The sequence below is a fragment of the Chryseomicrobium palamuruense genome, assembly GCF_042649045.1.
Lineage (GTDB): Bacteria > Bacillota > Bacilli > Bacillales_A > Planococcaceae > Chryseomicrobium > Chryseomicrobium palamuruense.
The window spans coordinates 37,893-53,158 of record NZ_JBHSEF010000008.1 but is presented as its reverse complement, the minus strand read 5'-3'; the positions used below and the strand labels follow the sequence as shown (position 1 = coordinate 53,158).

The following is a 15,266-nucleotide window of genomic DNA, read 5'->3' as shown; positions in this document are numbered from 1 at the left end:
TCCTTTTACAGAACGACATCTAGAAAAAAAAGTTGCAAAAAAACAAGCACCCTGCACGAGATGCTTGTTTTTTTTATACTAGTTATCTCACTTCAACCCAACCATTTTTAATAGCCGTCACAACTGCTTGGGTGCGGTCGTTCACATTCATTTTTTGTAGAATGCTGGATACATGGTTCTTGACGGTTTTTTCTGAGATGAACAAAGTTTCCCCAATTGTGCGATTACTTTGTCCATCCGTTAATAACTGGAGTACTTCACATTCCCGTTTCGTCAACAAATGGAATGGACGACGGATGTCGGTTTGATGGAAGTTCCCTTTATTTTCACGTTCACTTAAACGTCTGAATTCACTTACAAGATTTTTTGTAACTTTCGGATGGAGGTAATTGCCGCCTTTATCGACGACTTTAATTCCTTGAACAATGGCATTGGCATCCATCTCTTTCAACATATAACCTGACGCCCCTGTTTTAAGAGCTGTCGAAACAAACGTCTCGTCATCATGGATAGATAACATAATCACTTTCGCTTCGGGAAAGTGTGCAATTAATTCTTGTGTTGCTTCAATACCACTTTTAATCGGCATATTGATATCCATTAATACGATATCTGGGCGATGATTTTCATATAAGCGCAACGCTTCTGATCCATCGTCACCTTCAGCTACTACTTCAAACGTATCTTCAAAATCTAAAATCCGCTTCACACCTTCGCGGAAAAGTTGATGATCATCTATAATGATAATTTTTGTCATACGAATATCCTCCTATGCCTGCGTTACATTTATCATTCTTATTCCTCATTTATTATTGCTGTAAACTTGAAAATTAGAGTTTTAAAAAATTCTCACTAACGTTTTAAAATCAAGCCATGTATACTTAAATAAGACGAATAAGCTGATGAATTGTTTCCATTTCATGTATTCCTGCACGAACAAATAAAATTAGAAACGGAGATAAATAGATTTCTAGCGTGTCTAGTTGTCAACTCCTAAGTTGTAGGGGGTACATCTGTATCTCAAGATACACAATTTCAAAACCTGACAGAATCTATTATAGCACTTATTTCCCAAAAGGATATTAAAATTATATTACATTACGATTTCAATTTTTAAAAAGGAGCAGGCAATGAATTCAAATTACATTACGATAAAACAGGCCGTTTCTAACGAGACGGTTATTCAAAAATCTCGCTTCATTTGTTATTTGCAACGAACAGAAACGGAAGAAGAAGCACAAGAATTTATCAATTTCATAAAAAATCAACATAAAGGGGCGAATCATAATTGTTCAGCTTATGTGATTGGGAATCAAAATCAAATCCAAAAAGCAAATGACGATGGGGAACCTAGTGGAACTGCAGGCGTTCCTATGCTCGAAGTATTGAAAAAGCAACAGGTACGTCATGTCACAGCTGTTGTCACACGCTATTTTGGTGGCATCAAATTAGGTGGTGGCGGTCTAATTCGAGCGTATGGGAGTGCGGTTTCTGAAGCTATCAAAGCAAGTGGACTAGTAGAGTGTGTCAATCATCTACGCTACAATGTAAAAATCGATTATCATTTATTAGGTAAAATTGAAAATAACCTACGATCCAGTGTTTATCTTTTAAATGAAATTAAGTATACAGATAATGTAAATCTTTTGATTGATGTACGTGCTGAACAAGCAGAAGAGTTTACCGAATGGATGACCTCGATAACAAGTGCTCAAGCTACTTGTACAGTTGAATTTGAGCATTTTATAGAAATCGATTGTCAAACAAATAAATATTAATTACTTGTTAAATGTAGTATACTTGAGAAATGCGCATCTATTTCTTTTGATAGATGTTAAATGGATACTCTTCAGGAGGAGTTCAGGATGAATCGAACACAATTTAAAAAAACCAAACGGTCAAAAAAGAAGACCATTCTCTATTCCCTATTAATTTTGGTAGGATCATTCGCTATTCTTTTTACGACATACGGTGTCTATTTAGCGAAAAAAGCGGAAAATGCCGCAAATAAGAGTTATCAAGCGATTGAATCGCGGGCAAAAGGTTCGGACTTGCGTGAAGAAGAAGTAAAACCTCTTACCGATAATGTATCCATTTTATTCGTAGGAATTGATGACAGTGAAGTCCGCGGTTACGGAGATGAATCCAGTCGATCAGATGCATTGATGGTGGCAACTCTTAACAATAAAGACAAAACTATTAAATTAGTAAGCATTCCCCGTGACTCATACGTGTATGTACCAGAACTTGGATACAACGATAAAATCACACACGCGCATGCCAACGGCGGTACACGTGTAGCGATAGAAACGGTCGAAGAGCTTCTTGATATTCCAATTGATTATTATGTCAAAATGAACTTCTTTGCGTTCATTGACGTTGTTGATGCGTTAGATGGTGTAACAGTAGATGTCCCTTACGATCGTCTTGAAAAAGATGAAAACGACCAATATACAATTCAATTAAAAGAAGGCCGTCAAACACTTGATGGTCGTGAAGCATTGGCACTGGCTCGTACGCGTATGTTAGATAACGATATTGAACGCGGAAAACGTCAGCAAATGATTTTGGAAGCACTAATAGATAAAGCTTCATCTGCTTCTTCGTTTACAAAGTATGGCGATGTTATTGATGCCATTGGTAGCAACATGAAGACAGATTTATCCTTTGACGATATGAAATCATTCTTTAATTACATCTCTAGCGGTATGCCACAAGTAGACACCCTGACATTAAGCGGTTATGATGACATGTCAACTGGCGTTTACTACTGGCAGCTGGATGAAGAAAGCTTAGAAGAAACGAAAGACTTACTTCAGGTCCACTTAGAATTAAAGCCTGGTAACTCAAACTTATCTGAAGATGACTCTTCCTCTCAATCTGGGGATTCCGAATATGCTTCAGATGACTCCATCGAATAATTCACCTATGCCTCCCCTGCGGGAGGCTTTTTTATGCAGATGACAGGCGGTTTCGAAAGTGATACCCTACATATGGAGGGATGGATATGGAAACTATTTTATATGAACAAAAGAATCATGTAGCCGTTGTCACGTTGAACCGACCCGATGCAATGAACGCCTTTAATTACGATATGTTGCTGGAACTCGGGCAAGTGGCAGATGCTATTCGCATCAATCCGGATATTCGTCTGGTCATATTTAGTGCGACTGGTGGAAGAGCATTCAGCGTGGGCGCTGATTTGAAAGAACGCAGAACACTCACAACGGAGCAAGTGAAACGAAATATTTATAAAATTGGTGAAGTATTTACGACGATTGAAAATTTGCCACAACCGACAATTGCCATGATGGATGGATTTGCTTTTGGTGGCGGCATGGAACTAGCACTTACATGTGATTTCCGAATTGCATCAAAACGCAGTTTTATGGGATTAACAGAAACGAGTTTAGCTATCATTCCTGGCGCGGGTGGGACCCAGCGTCTTCCACGTCTGATTGGAGAATCAAAAGCTTTAGAACTCATCTTGACCGCTAAGAAAATGACAGCGGAAGAAGCATACCAGTATGGCATTTTAACAAAGGTCACAGCAGATGACCAGTTAATAGCGGATACGGAAGCCTTTGCAGGAGCTATTTTAGCAAATGGACCAATTGCGTTGCAGCAAGCTAAATTCGCTGTGAAAAATGGGATGAATGCAGACCTCCAGACCGGCCTGTCAATTGAACGAAAAGCGTATGAATTGACGATTCCTACTGAGGATCGTGTCGAAGCTTTACTTGCCTTCAGTGAAAAGCGAAAGCCTTTGTTCAAAGGGAAATAAAAAAACAAGCCAGCTCAATGAGCCGGCTTGTTTTTTTATAGATATTGTTCGAACCATCCTGTAATTTGATGGAGTCGTTCGATTCGAAGGTTGGGAAGACCAGTACGAGACAAGTTGTGATCTGCTTGTGGGAAGCGAACAAATTCTGTTTCTTTACCCATGCGCTTTAAAGTGATATAGAGTTGTTGTGCTTGTTCAATTGGACAACGTAAGTCATTTTCACCATGCAGAATTAGAAGTGGTGTATTGACTTGACTCGCATATTTTAGCGGTGAGTGATCCCATAATTTTTCAACATCATTCATATCCCCTTGGATTTGCCACTCTGTGAAGTAGAAGCCAATATCAGAAACTCCGTAGAAACTGATCCAGTTCGAGATAGATCGTTGCGTAACGGCTGCTTTGAAACGGTCCGTATGTCCAACAATCCAGTTCGTCATAAATCCACCGTAGGATCCACCCGTTACACCAAGACGTTCTTTATCAATCCAATCATATGTCTCAAGTGCATAATCCACTGCCGCCATTATGTCTAAGTAATCATTCCCACCGTAATCGCCTCGTACTGCATCAACAAACTCCTGAGAATAACTGTGACTACCACGAGGGTTGATATAGAGAACCCCGTACCCCTTATTTGCAAGGAGCTGCATTTCATGGAAGAACGTATTAGCATAAAACGCGTGTGGCCCACCGTGAATATTCGTCACGAGTGGAACTTTTTTGTTCTTTGCTTCCTCCGGTCGGATGATCCATCCATGCACTTCCCATCCGTTTGGACCTTCAAAAATAATGGGCTCAGGTGTATAGATGTTCTTCGTAGAGAGAAACTCCGCGTTGTGAGCGGATAACGGTGTACGTTCTCCCGTGGCCACTGTCTGCGTATAAACCTCTCCTGGTGAGACAGGTGAACTGACGGTCAAGACAAGATGTTTTCCGTCTTTTGAGACGTCGTAGCCATATACATGCTCCCCTTCTTGCGTGACAGGATACATCTCGCCTTCGAGTGTCGTCATATAGATACGAACATCTCCATGTGTAGACACTTGGAAATAAACATGGTTCTCCTCTGTCCATACAAGAGAAGGAGCTGAAGCGCCTTGTTGAATATCTGCAACCACATAATCGCCTACCGGTGCATCGACAGACTCTGTCAAGTTTTGCACAGCTTGTTGCTCCATTGCATAGACATAGAGGTCTGCGTGTGTCGCATTTTCATAGGTACGATGTGATCCGATAAAGCCGATATAGTTCCCATCTGGTGAGAATCTTGCCCCGTAATATGAACCATTTTCCTGTGTTAGTTCTTGACGTTCTTTCGAATCCACATCTACTAAGTACAGCGTGTTCTCAAAGACGTCATCATCTTCTTTCGGATGTTCCGAGACGACAAATTTCTTCCCATCAGGCGAAATCGTGTGCAGATGTTGAGAGAAAGACGTGTCTGACCACTTCGAAACTTCTTTTGTATCAATATTGACCGTACCAATTTGATTGAAACGGTCCTGTTTAACGAGACCATTGCCATCCTGGATGTATTTCATTTTGCCGGCGATATAAGGCTTTGGAAAATCATCTTTTTTGTCGTCTTTCTTTTCATCCTCCCATCCGTGTTCTTCATGGTAAGTGGCTGTAAACCATAGTTTGGTTTCCGATGGGTCCCATTCGTAAGACTGAACGCCAAACGGAAGTGATGTTATCTTCTGTGCTTCACCACCGTGAGCAGATAAGACAAACAGTTGATTTTTTTCATTACGTGTAGAAAGGAAGCTCAGGTGATTGCCAGATGGCGACCATGTCACATTAGAAATACGTTCTTCTCCAGTGGTCCAAGCAACAGATTTTTGTGCGCCATTTGACTGCGTCACCCACAATTTGCTGAAGTAGGTGTTTTTCTTTTCATCAATTGTAGTTGTTATGTAGGCTACGCGCTGCCCATCCGGTGAGATGACAGGTGCTGTAACTGAATGAATATCGAAAAGATCATTCGCGGTTAATTTAGTTTTCACCATTTCATATCCTCCTATTACTTCGTATCTCAAAATACTTCTTTAGTATACTTGAATCGTCACAAAAATCCAAACACTTCAACACAAAAACCGGCACTAGGCCGGTTCAGTTACTTCGCCGATTGCTCTTTGAGTGTACGGCGTAAGATTTTTCCTGTTGTATTTTTCGGTAGTTCCTCAAGAATTTCAATTCGTGTAGGGACTTTGTATTTTGCAAGTTTTTCCTTACAGAATTCTTGAATTTCTTCTGTACTTAGCTTCTCATCTTTTAGCACGACAAATGCTAAAACCTGCTCGCCAAAGTTAGGATCTGGGGCGCCGACAACTGCAGCTTCCATAATACCAGGGTGCGCAAACAGAACTTCTTCGACTTCACGCGGGTAGACGTTATATCCGCCCACGATAATCATGTCTTTTTTGCGGTCGACGATATAGAAGTATCCTTCTTCATCTTTTTTCGCAAGGTCTCCAGTGTACAACCAACCGTCTCGAATGGTATTCGCCGTCTCTTCTGGCATCTTATAATACCCTTTCATGACGTTCGGACCGCGGACAATTAATTCACCCACTTCGCCAACAGGAAGGTCTTCCCCAAGCTCATCGACAATCTTGTTTTCTACATTAATGATGGATGTGCCAATAGAACCTGCTTTACGGTCGCGGTCAAGCGGATTGAAACACGTTACTGGAGAGGCCTCGGATAAACCATATCCTTCTGAGATACGCACATTGAATTTTTCTTCAAAATTATGTAGTAACGCTACTGGTAACGAAGCACCACCTGAAATGGCTAATCGCACTGTTGAAAAGTCTTCCGGATTTCCATCCGGGAACTGGTATAAGAAATTGTACATCGTTGGCACACCAGCAAATACTGTAGCTTGTTGTTCTTTCGCTGCAGTAAACACATCCGCAGGTGAGAATTTAGGAACCAAAATAATCGTTGCCCCTGTCACAAGAGGTGCGTTGACAACTACGGTTAAAGCAAATACGTGGAAGACAGGAAGCGTTGCAAGCACACGGTCTTCTGGTGAAAATTGTAAGTAATCTGCTACATCGCGTGCATTCGAATAGATATTTTCATACGTCAACATCGCACCTTTTGGATGACCTGTTGTTCCAGACGTGTAAAGAATGACTGCTGTATCATCGGGTGCTACTTCTACCGGTAGAATCATTTCCCCACGTTGAAGAAGCGATGTAAACGATTTCACTTTTTGCTTTACTGCATCCGGTAAAGCTTGTAATTTCTCTGGAGTCTCTGGAGACGTTTCACAAATGATGTAATTTGATACCTGTGGAAATGCGCCAGCTGCTTGCTCGACCAGTGGCAACAGGAGATCAAGTGCAATGACTACTTTCGCATCACTGTTTTTAAGGATGTAAGAAATCTCATCTGGCGTGTAAATTGGGTTAATAGGTACTGCAGTTGCTCCGATACGCATCGTTGCGTATAAGGAAATCAAAAAGTGTGGTGTATTCCCTAGCAGGAATGCCACATTGTCCCCCTTGTTTACTCCACTAGCTTTTAATGCCCCTGCAAACTTCGCTACACTGCCTTCAAATTCGGCATAGCTCGTTTCTTTTCCCATAAACGAAAAAGCGGCTTTGGTAGGATGGTGTTGCGCTTGTTGTTGAACACGTTGAACTAAACTCATCGAATACCCCTTTCAAAATTGAATGAATAGTCATTCATTTCATTTAACTTCATTTTACTAAATATACTGACGAATAGCAATTGGCAAAGAAAAAAAGCCTTCCGAAGAAAGCTTTTAGGATTGTAGCTGCAGATGGGCAAAATAGCGCCAGCGAATCAAATAATAATAGACAAATTGAATAAGCGTAAAGGCACCTAATACGACGAGCATCTCCATAGCAATGGACATCGCTGCAATGTCGACCCACACCGCTTGTAAGAACAAGAAAGAAAACGTGGCATGCAGCATAGCGAGTCCCCAAGGTAAGAAAAATTGCGGAAGCAATTGTTTGTCTGCCACCGAACGTAATTCTTCGTTAGTAAAACCCATATGTCGTAGTGCCTCAAACTGACGCCGATCGACTTCTAAATTGGTATAAAACTTAAAGTAAATAAAACTTCCCGCTGCTAGAATAAGGACGGCTGCTACTAACAAGCCTGTCACCAGTAATAGAGAAAATGTTGAACTGATATACGAATAATTGAGGCCCGGATTATCAAAATAATACGGCAGGGATATCTCTTGTTCATACGAGTGAAGGATTTCCCTATCCAGAGTCAAACCTATTTCTTCTGTGCGTAGCCAATCCGGTACATGAAACGCAAATACACGCGATACACTTTCGTCCCAACTGCCATACAGATAGGCATTCTCGATCTTCACAAAATCTTCATCGGAGAGAACGTAGGCTGGACTATCAAAAGCTGAAGCTGGCAACGGAAAATGCGTATAACCATTTTCTACATGGAAATAAATAGTATTTTCACGTAAGTGAATCAGCTCTTGCCTACCTTGTTCTACCCATTTCCCAAAGCGTAACCCTTCTCCAGGTGATAAGTCGACCAGAGGTTCTTTTAAAGCAGCTGCAATGGCATTGACATCCGACTCACTTAAAATTTGTATGGGCGTTCTTGTTGCAGCGGATGTCTGTTTGACAATCTCCGCTGTTAAAAGTGTGTACGTCAAGTTTTGTTCGTAAAAATCACGTGTCAACTGATCGATGTGTTGCTGCTCAAAAGGATTGTCCGGATTACTTACGTATAACACACTAATCGGGTTACTCTCTCTGTACTGATTTGCAAAACTTGTTAATGACGCGACGACACCTACTGAAATAATGGCGACTGTAGAGACCATAGTAACGATAAAAAACATGCGCGCATTCTCGCGTATCTTAACAAGTGCATCCGAAAATGTGACGATGCGCGTGGAGCGCCAGTACACGTTCTTAAAACGCTGTAGATTGACGATCACAGAAAGCAAACTGTCTTTAAAAAAGAAGTGGCTTCCAAATATCGCACATAAAATAATCACAGAGGAGATCCATACATTCATTTCAAATAGAGAGTAGATGACGAGCGCATAACTCACAAATAAAAAGACAAAACCAGATAGGGCTCCTACTTTGGAATAGGTGCTCGTTTCTCGAAGTTGCGTCCCTCCTGAAACGAGGTCCGCAATTGAACTTTGACGAATGAACATGGTACCCGCAAACGAAATCAACGCAAACAATGTTAAAAAAACAAGTGCAGTCAAAAGGAATGGCTCTAAACTAAAATAGAGTGGCAAGGCATCTAAAAGAAGCATGGCTTTGACAATCATAAAGAAAAACTTCGTGAAGATGTAACCGAAAAAAATTCCGACACCTAGTGCAATGACCCCAAGGATCATCGTCTCTACGAAAACCAATTTTTGTAATTGTCCACGGTCCATTCCGAGCTGTTGGAGAATGCCAAACTCTTTTGAACGAGCTTGTAAAAACGCACTTAATGAATAGAGTAAAAAGAACAATGTAAAAATAACAAGGACAACATCTGCAAAGGCCATTCCGAGAAAGGCAATTTCTTGAATAAACTGGTTCTCAATCGACGGATGAAATAACAGCATGGAGTAAATGAAAAAAACCATAACGGAAAAACTGCTCGCCATGAAGTATGCCGCATAGACACGTCGATTGCGAATGACATTACGATAAGCGAACTGTAGAAAGGTCATTGACATTTCCTCCTAGCAGCGACAAGACGTTCAAGATACGCTGGAAGAATGTTTGTCGTAAGTCTTCTTTATATATTTCATTAAAGTATTCTCCGTCTTTAATAAAGAGAACTCGGTCACAATAACTAGCAGCAATGGGGTCGTGCGTAACCATAATAATGGTCGTTTGTCGCTCTTTGTTCACTCCAGATAATAGTTCAAGCACATCTTTAGATGATTTGGAGTCCAGATTTCCTGTCGGTTCATCAGCAAGTAACAGTTTGGGCTGATGGATCAGCGCTCGACCGATCGCTGTTCGCTGTGCCTGTCCTCCCGACAGTTCCGTTGGCTGCTTTTTCCGAACATCTTCTAAATGTAAATCATAGAGAAGTTGATCGAGTCGTCCTTTCATTTCATCGACTGGGTAATTGGCAAGCGTAAGCGGAAGGACCATGTTTTCTTCGACTGTCAAAGCAGGCAACAAATTAAAATCTTGGAAGACAAAGCCTAAACGTTCTCTTCGGAACAATGCAGCTTGCTTGGCAGTAAATTGTTGCGGATCCACTCCGTCAATCGTTAAGGTGCCAGAGGTCGGCTCGTCGATGGTCGATAGCATATTTAACAATGTGGTTTTCCCTGATCCTGATGGACCCATAATGGCGAGGAACTCTCCTTGTTCTACTTCAAAAGAAAGTTGATTAATAGCGAGGTGAGCCACTTTGCCGTCATAGATTTTGGAAATATTTCTTGCTTCTACAATGGCCATTATGACTCCCCTTCCTGTTCTTCAATAAAGTGAATGGTGACAGATGTTCCGACTTGTTGTTCGGATTCAATTTCTAACTTATGCCCCAATCGTTCACACACTTCATTGGCAATATACAAGCCCATACCTGTCGATTCCCCTGTTTTTCGTCCATTCTCCCCCGTAAAAAATGCCCTTGTGACACGTTTGATATCACTACTAGGGATACCGATTCCTTCGTCTTTTACGGTCAGACTGATTCGACCTGGTGTCCGTTCGGACGTGATCCAGATAGAAGACTGTGGGGTAAATGAGTACTTCACTGCATTCGTGATAAACTGCGTAATGATGAACTGCACCCATTTCCGGTCCGTCGTCACTTCCACAGTTTCATCGATTTCCACACGTGGATATAGTTGATTACGAATGAAAAGACGCTTGTTTTCATTCACAATGGCTTTCACCATGTCAGAAAGGTGAACGCGTTCGATGCGAAGATCTTCTTCGAACGTATCGAGTCGCGCGTTCATTAACACAGCTTCCAAGGCTCGTTTCAAGCGTTCCATTTCCTCAGATACCGATTGGCTATCAATTCGGTCTTGCTCTTGTATCATTAATTCGATAACAGCAATCGGAGTTTTCATCTGATGAACCCATCCGTTCATAAACTGTAGATGTCTTTTCTGAGCGGAGTATAAACTTTGAACTTCTTGCTGATACAGTTTATAGAGTTGTTTCATATAGTGTTGTTCGGCTGATTGTTCTGGAGAAGCATAAAGTTTCTCAAGCATATCTTCCATTGCCTTTGGTGGAGTCGTAATTCTCCGGTAATACTTGTATTTTCGTAAATACAGATAAAAATGAAGGACTGCGGTCAACACGACGGTTACGATAAAAACGTAAAGCATCGTATTAACAGAACCATATCCATCCAACCAAAATAGTAGACAGCTCATACCAGCAATGACGATAGGAAATAGAATAGTTAAAAGATGCTCTCGTACAAATAACTTCGTCACTACGCTTCCTCCGAATGAAGGACGAGTCGATACCCAGCCCCTCGAACTGTCTCAATTGTGGATAATACATGATAATCTTGTAGCTTTTTACGAACTCGTGTCATGTTTACATTTAATGTGTTTTCATCAACAAATGACTGGTCGTCCCACAACTCTTCAAGCAATTGTTCCCGCGAGACTACTTTCGGGTAGTTTTTGAATAGAAGCTCAAGAATCGTCGACTCTTTCTTTTGCATGGGAATCGCTTCATTTTTCACTTGAAGCTCGAGTCGCTCCATAAATAATGTCATTTTACCAAGTGTCACTTTTCGTTCTTCTTGCGTCCGGGCATATTCCCCAAAATTTCGTCGCAAATGGCTCTTTATTTTAGCTAAGACGATTTCGTAATGGAATGGTTTCGTAATGTAATCATCACCGCCATTTTCAATGGCAAAGACTTGATCCATTTCAGACGAACGTGCGGAAAGAAAGATAATGGGACATGTCGTGACTTGTCTGAGTTGACGACACCAATAATACCCATCGTAGGAAGGCAAGTTAATGTCTAGCAAGATAAGATGTGGCTTCCAGTCATCGGCTTCCTCAACCACTCGATCGAAATCATCCACGATTTTCGTTTCATACGAATACTTGTTTAACATGCTCGCAAGCATTTCTGCAATTTTTTGATCATCTTCTACAATATAAATCCGGTGCTTATCCATAAAAGCCTCCTTCTCATTGTAAAAAACGCTCGCTCCATGAACGAGCAAGCGTCTGTCTATTCACTCTTCGAATACCTTGTACATATTAATAGATAAGAGATAAGAAATCCTCACGTGAAATGCCGCCAAAGTAGGTCGGAATGTCGATGTCCGCAAGCGCTTGGTCAATGGCGTCTTTGGAATACACGGTTCCCTTTAACCGACTTTCCACATCCACCATATCACCGACACCAAAGAAGTCGCCAAAAATGGCAGCTTCTTCGATGATTCCTTTATTAACTTGCAACTTTAAATCGACTGTACCTGGTGGGAAACGGTGAGAATGATCCAAATTGAATTTAGGCGATTTCCCGTAGTTCCACTCCCACGTCTGATAGCGCTTTTCAGATAACGCGTGTATCTGTTTCCAATCCTCATCCGTCAACTCGTAGTAATTGATGTTCTCTTTTCCATTAAAAATAGAGATGAGTAGTTTTTCTTTAAATTCTTCAATTGTCATCGGTTCATCCAAAAACTCAGAGATGTTCGCTACGCGACTGCGAATCGATTTAATCCCCTTTGATTCAATCTTATCTTTACGTACACGTAAAGCAGATACTACCGCCTCGATTTCTGTATCGAACATCAATGTACCGTGGCTGAACATTCGACCTTTGGTAGAAAACTGCGCATTCCCAGAAATCTTTCGACCTTCCGCCAGAATATCATTTCGTCCACTCAGTTCTGCCTGAACACCCATTTTACCTAGTGCATCAACAATCGGCTGCGTAAACTTCTTGAAATTGCGAAAACTGTCTCCATCATCTTTCGTGATGAAGCTAAAGTTCAAATTTCCAAGATCATGATAAACGGCTCCTCCACCGGAAAGTCGGCGAACTGGTAAAATACCATTGGATTCTACAAAGTCTGTGTTGATTTCTTCGATTGTATTTTGATTGCGTCCAATAATAATCGATGGTTGGTTTATATAGAACAGGAAAAATGAATCTTTTTCGATATCCATTGTATTGAGGGCATATTCTTCAATCGCAAGGTTGATGCGTGGATCTGTAATTCCTTTGTTATCGATAAAAAGCATGGTGACAACCCCTTTCTCTAGTTATTTTACATGATTTTATACGTTTATGGTTGACAACAAAACCTGTGTTATATTACACTTCAAATAAGTTAAACAGTTATATAACAGATGGAGGTGACCGAAATGATTGAAAACGTCGTTGAATTCTTCAGAAACTTACCCGCAAAACAATGTGCAAGCTGTGGAGACCAAATGGAAGAGATGCATGAATGCTACAATACACAGTGTGAAAAATGTAATTCCCAAGCCTAAGGAGTCCGACATGAATAGACAAAAATAAGACCGAGTTTATCGTAATCACTACGTAAACTCGGTTTTCATTATTTATGATTCATTGTATCGGATGAATTGTCTTCTAATACGTCAGCTGGATCAGGATTTCCAATCGTAATCATCTGCTTTGGCATCACGTGCATATCACGTGCTGTTGTATGGGCAAACATATAGAAGACGCCTTCCGTTTCAAACGTGTAGGTGGCTTCATATACGCCATCTTCCGACAACTCGCCTTCTATTTTCTGCGACTCTTCATAGTGTCCAGACTCCCATACTTCAAACAGTACTTCCTCTGCGTCATCTACCGCTTCTCCACTCTGTGACACGCGAGCAGATAGTGTGACTTCATCACCAGGATTATAGACTGCTTCATTTATGATTTCAACTTCAACGATTGCCACATCTTCGTCATGCATCGTGTGATCTTCGTGACTATCTTCTTGTGTACACCCACTTACCACTAGTGCTAATGCAACTAGAGCCAACCATTTTTTCAATTGAATGACTTCCTCTCATACTTTTAAAATAGAAGCCACAACTTAGGAAAGACGTGGCTTTAGGTACTGAAGTATTTCGTTAGTTGCCCGAACAGCTTGATCGATACAGTCAGGCAATCCGGAACCTTCGAATGAAGCACCCGCGAGTTGAATCATTGGATAATGCGTGGCAAGTTCTTCTTTGGCTTGCGTAAGACGTGTCTTGTGTCCTACAAGATATTGAGGCATCGCTTTTTGATAGCGTGTCACTACAGTAAATTCAGGAGAACCTTTGATTTCAATGACCTTTTTTAAGTCTTGTAGCACAATTTCTTCAATTTCATGATCGGGAAGTTCGACGATCGATTCATCTCCAGATTTTCCAACAAAGCTCCGAAGCAATACTTTTCCATCTGGAGAAGTCGTCGGCCATTTCTTATTGACCCATGTACATGCGGAAATCGCATAATCGCTTTTCCGGGAGACTAAAAAGCCAGTTCCTTCTTTCTCTTGAATGACTTGGTCCTCTGAAAAAGCCATGGCTACAGTTGCAACCGAAGAAAGAGGGACTTCCGCTAGATGTTGAAGAATTCCTTCATCTTCAAAAATTTCAGCGAGTTGATGATGAAGTACTGTAAACAACACGGCATCAAAGTCTTTTTCTTCACCCGTTGATAATTGAAGGCGTACTTCATCCTCATGATGCTTCGAAAGTGTTTGGATTTTTGCCCCTTTGATAATCGTCACATCAGTTAATGCGTTTTCCAGAGCTTCTACAATCGTTTGAAGACCACCTGTGAACGTCTGGAAAATCCCTTTCGGCTTCCGGTTCGCTGCTTGAGGCGTAGAAGTAGAAGGTCTTGTCTTCTTCATCCCTAGCATCAGACTGCGGTGTTTTTTCTCGACTTCATAAAATTGTGGGAACGTCGAATGTAGACTAAGCTTGTCAATATCTCCTGAATAGATACCAGCAAGCAATGGCTCGACAAGGTTCTCCACCACTTCCGGTCCAAATCGGCGTCGGAAGAAGGTACCGAGTGATTGATCTTCTTCAATACCAGAACGCGAGATAACCAGGTCTCCCGCAGCTCGCAACTTTCCACTCCAAGAGAATAAACCAGTTGTTACAAATGGCTTCCACTCAGTAGGGATTCCCATGATTGAACCACCCGGAATGGGATGCAACTGGTCATGCACAAGGACAAATGATTGCCCTGTCGCATTATTCACCAATTGATCATCAATTCCAAGTTCTCCAGCAAGTTTTGCCATACTCTGCTTCCGCTCTAAAAATGAGTCTGGCCCGCGTTCGATGACAAAACCATCTTTACGTAACGTTTGAATCTTTCCACCTAAACGGGAGCTGGCTTCGATCAGATAAATGTCAATCGGAAGATTTTCTTCACGGACTTGTTTCTGCAAATAATAGGCTGCTGAAAGTCCCGTGATGCCCCCTCCTATGATGGCTACTTTTTTTCTGTTTTCCGCCATACCCTTCATCTCT

At 41.4% G+C, this 15,266-nt stretch carries 14 protein-coding genes; 4 read left to right on the top strand and 10 right to left on the bottom strand.

Annotation, left to right across the window (positions count from 1 at the left end; genetic code table 11):
* Nucleotides 1-82: 82 nt before the first annotated feature.
* Complete coding sequence (locus ACFO0S_RS00725; RefSeq protein ID WP_378139115.1) at nt 83-757, bottom strand: response regulator transcription factor; 675 nt, start codon at nt 755-757, stop codon at nt 83-85.
* Between the two features lie 373 nt (nt 758-1,130).
* On the opposite strand from ACFO0S_RS00725, the gene ACFO0S_RS00720 reads away from it, so the two are divergent.
* The 3 genes from ACFO0S_RS00720 (at nt 1,131) to ACFO0S_RS00710 (ending at nt 3,784) form a co-directional block, all read left to right on the top strand.
* Complete coding sequence (locus ACFO0S_RS00720) at nt 1,131-1,778, top strand: YigZ family protein (RefSeq protein WP_378139113.1); 648 nt, start codon at nt 1,131-1,133, stop codon at nt 1,776-1,778.
* Between the two features lie 87 nt (nt 1,779-1,865).
* Entirely contained in the window at nt 1,866-2,921 is a 1,056-nt protein-coding gene (locus tag ACFO0S_RS00715) for an LCP family protein (RefSeq protein ID WP_378139111.1), read from the top strand.
* Nucleotides 2,922-3,007: 86 nt separating this feature from the next.
* Complete coding sequence (locus ACFO0S_RS00710; protein WP_378139109.1) at nt 3,008-3,784, top strand: enoyl-CoA hydratase-related protein; 777 nt, start codon at nt 3,008-3,010, stop codon at nt 3,782-3,784.
* A 35-nt stretch (nt 3,785-3,819) separates the two neighbouring features.
* Here ACFO0S_RS00710 and ACFO0S_RS00705 read toward each other — a convergent pair whose 3' ends face one another.
* From ACFO0S_RS00705 to ACFO0S_RS00675, 7 genes are all read right to left on the bottom strand, one after another.
* Nucleotides 3,820-5,796, bottom strand: a complete 1,977-nt coding sequence (locus tag ACFO0S_RS00705; RefSeq protein ID WP_378139107.1) for a S9 family peptidase — start codon at nt 5,794-5,796, stop codon at nt 3,820-3,822.
* 107 nt (nt 5,797-5,903) lie between these two features.
* Entirely contained in the window at nt 5,904-7,451 is a 1,548-nt protein-coding gene (locus ACFO0S_RS00700; RefSeq protein WP_378139104.1) for a fatty acid--CoA ligase family protein, read from the bottom strand.
* Nucleotides 7,452-7,565: 114 nt separating this feature from the next.
* On the bottom strand, nt 7,566-9,485 hold the full coding sequence (locus ACFO0S_RS00695) for an FtsX-like permease family protein (RefSeq protein WP_378139102.1): 1,920 nt from the start codon (nt 9,483-9,485) through the stop codon (nt 7,566-7,568).
* Nucleotides 9,457-10,230 (bottom strand): ABC transporter ATP-binding protein, encoded by a 774-nt coding sequence (locus ACFO0S_RS00690; protein ID WP_378139100.1) that lies wholly within the window; start codon nt 10,228-10,230, stop codon nt 9,457-9,459. Before ACFO0S_RS00690 ends, ACFO0S_RS00695 begins: the two co-directional genes overlap by 29 nt.
* Entirely contained in the window at nt 10,230-11,228 is a 999-nt protein-coding gene (locus ACFO0S_RS00685; RefSeq protein WP_378139098.1) for a sensor histidine kinase, read from the bottom strand. The genes ACFO0S_RS00690 and ACFO0S_RS00685 overlap by 1 nt, the downstream gene beginning before the upstream one ends.
* The gene (locus ACFO0S_RS00680) at nt 11,228-11,932 is read right to left on the bottom strand and encodes a response regulator transcription factor (RefSeq protein ID WP_378139096.1); all 705 of its coding nucleotides are present in this window, start codon (nt 11,930-11,932) and stop codon (nt 11,228-11,230) included. Before ACFO0S_RS00680 ends, ACFO0S_RS00685 begins: the two co-directional genes overlap by 1 nt.
* Nucleotides 11,933-12,017: 85 nt before the next feature.
* On the bottom strand, nt 12,018-13,010 hold the full coding sequence (locus tag ACFO0S_RS00675) for a lipoate--protein ligase (protein ID WP_378139094.1): 993 nt from the start codon (nt 13,008-13,010) through the stop codon (nt 12,018-12,020).
* 123 nt (nt 13,011-13,133) lie between these two features.
* On the opposite strand from ACFO0S_RS00675, the gene yhfH reads away from it, so the two are divergent.
* Nucleotides 13,134-13,262 (top strand): protein YhfH, encoded by a 129-nt coding sequence (gene yhfH, locus ACFO0S_RS00670; RefSeq protein ID WP_378139091.1) that lies wholly within the window; start codon nt 13,134-13,136, stop codon nt 13,260-13,262.
* 68 nt (nt 13,263-13,330) lie between these two features.
* On the opposite strand, the gene ACFO0S_RS00665 is transcribed toward yhfH, so the two are convergent.
* A complete protein-coding gene (locus ACFO0S_RS00665; protein ID WP_378139089.1) occupies nt 13,331-13,783 on the bottom strand; it encodes a FixH family protein in 453 nt (150 codons plus the stop codon).
* A 42-nt stretch (nt 13,784-13,825) separates the two neighbouring features.
* Nucleotides 13,826-15,253 (bottom strand): protoporphyrinogen oxidase, encoded by a 1,428-nt coding sequence (gene hemY, locus ACFO0S_RS00660; RefSeq protein ID WP_378139087.1) that lies wholly within the window; start codon nt 15,251-15,253, stop codon nt 13,826-13,828.
* Nucleotides 15,254-15,266 lie beyond the last annotated feature (13 nt).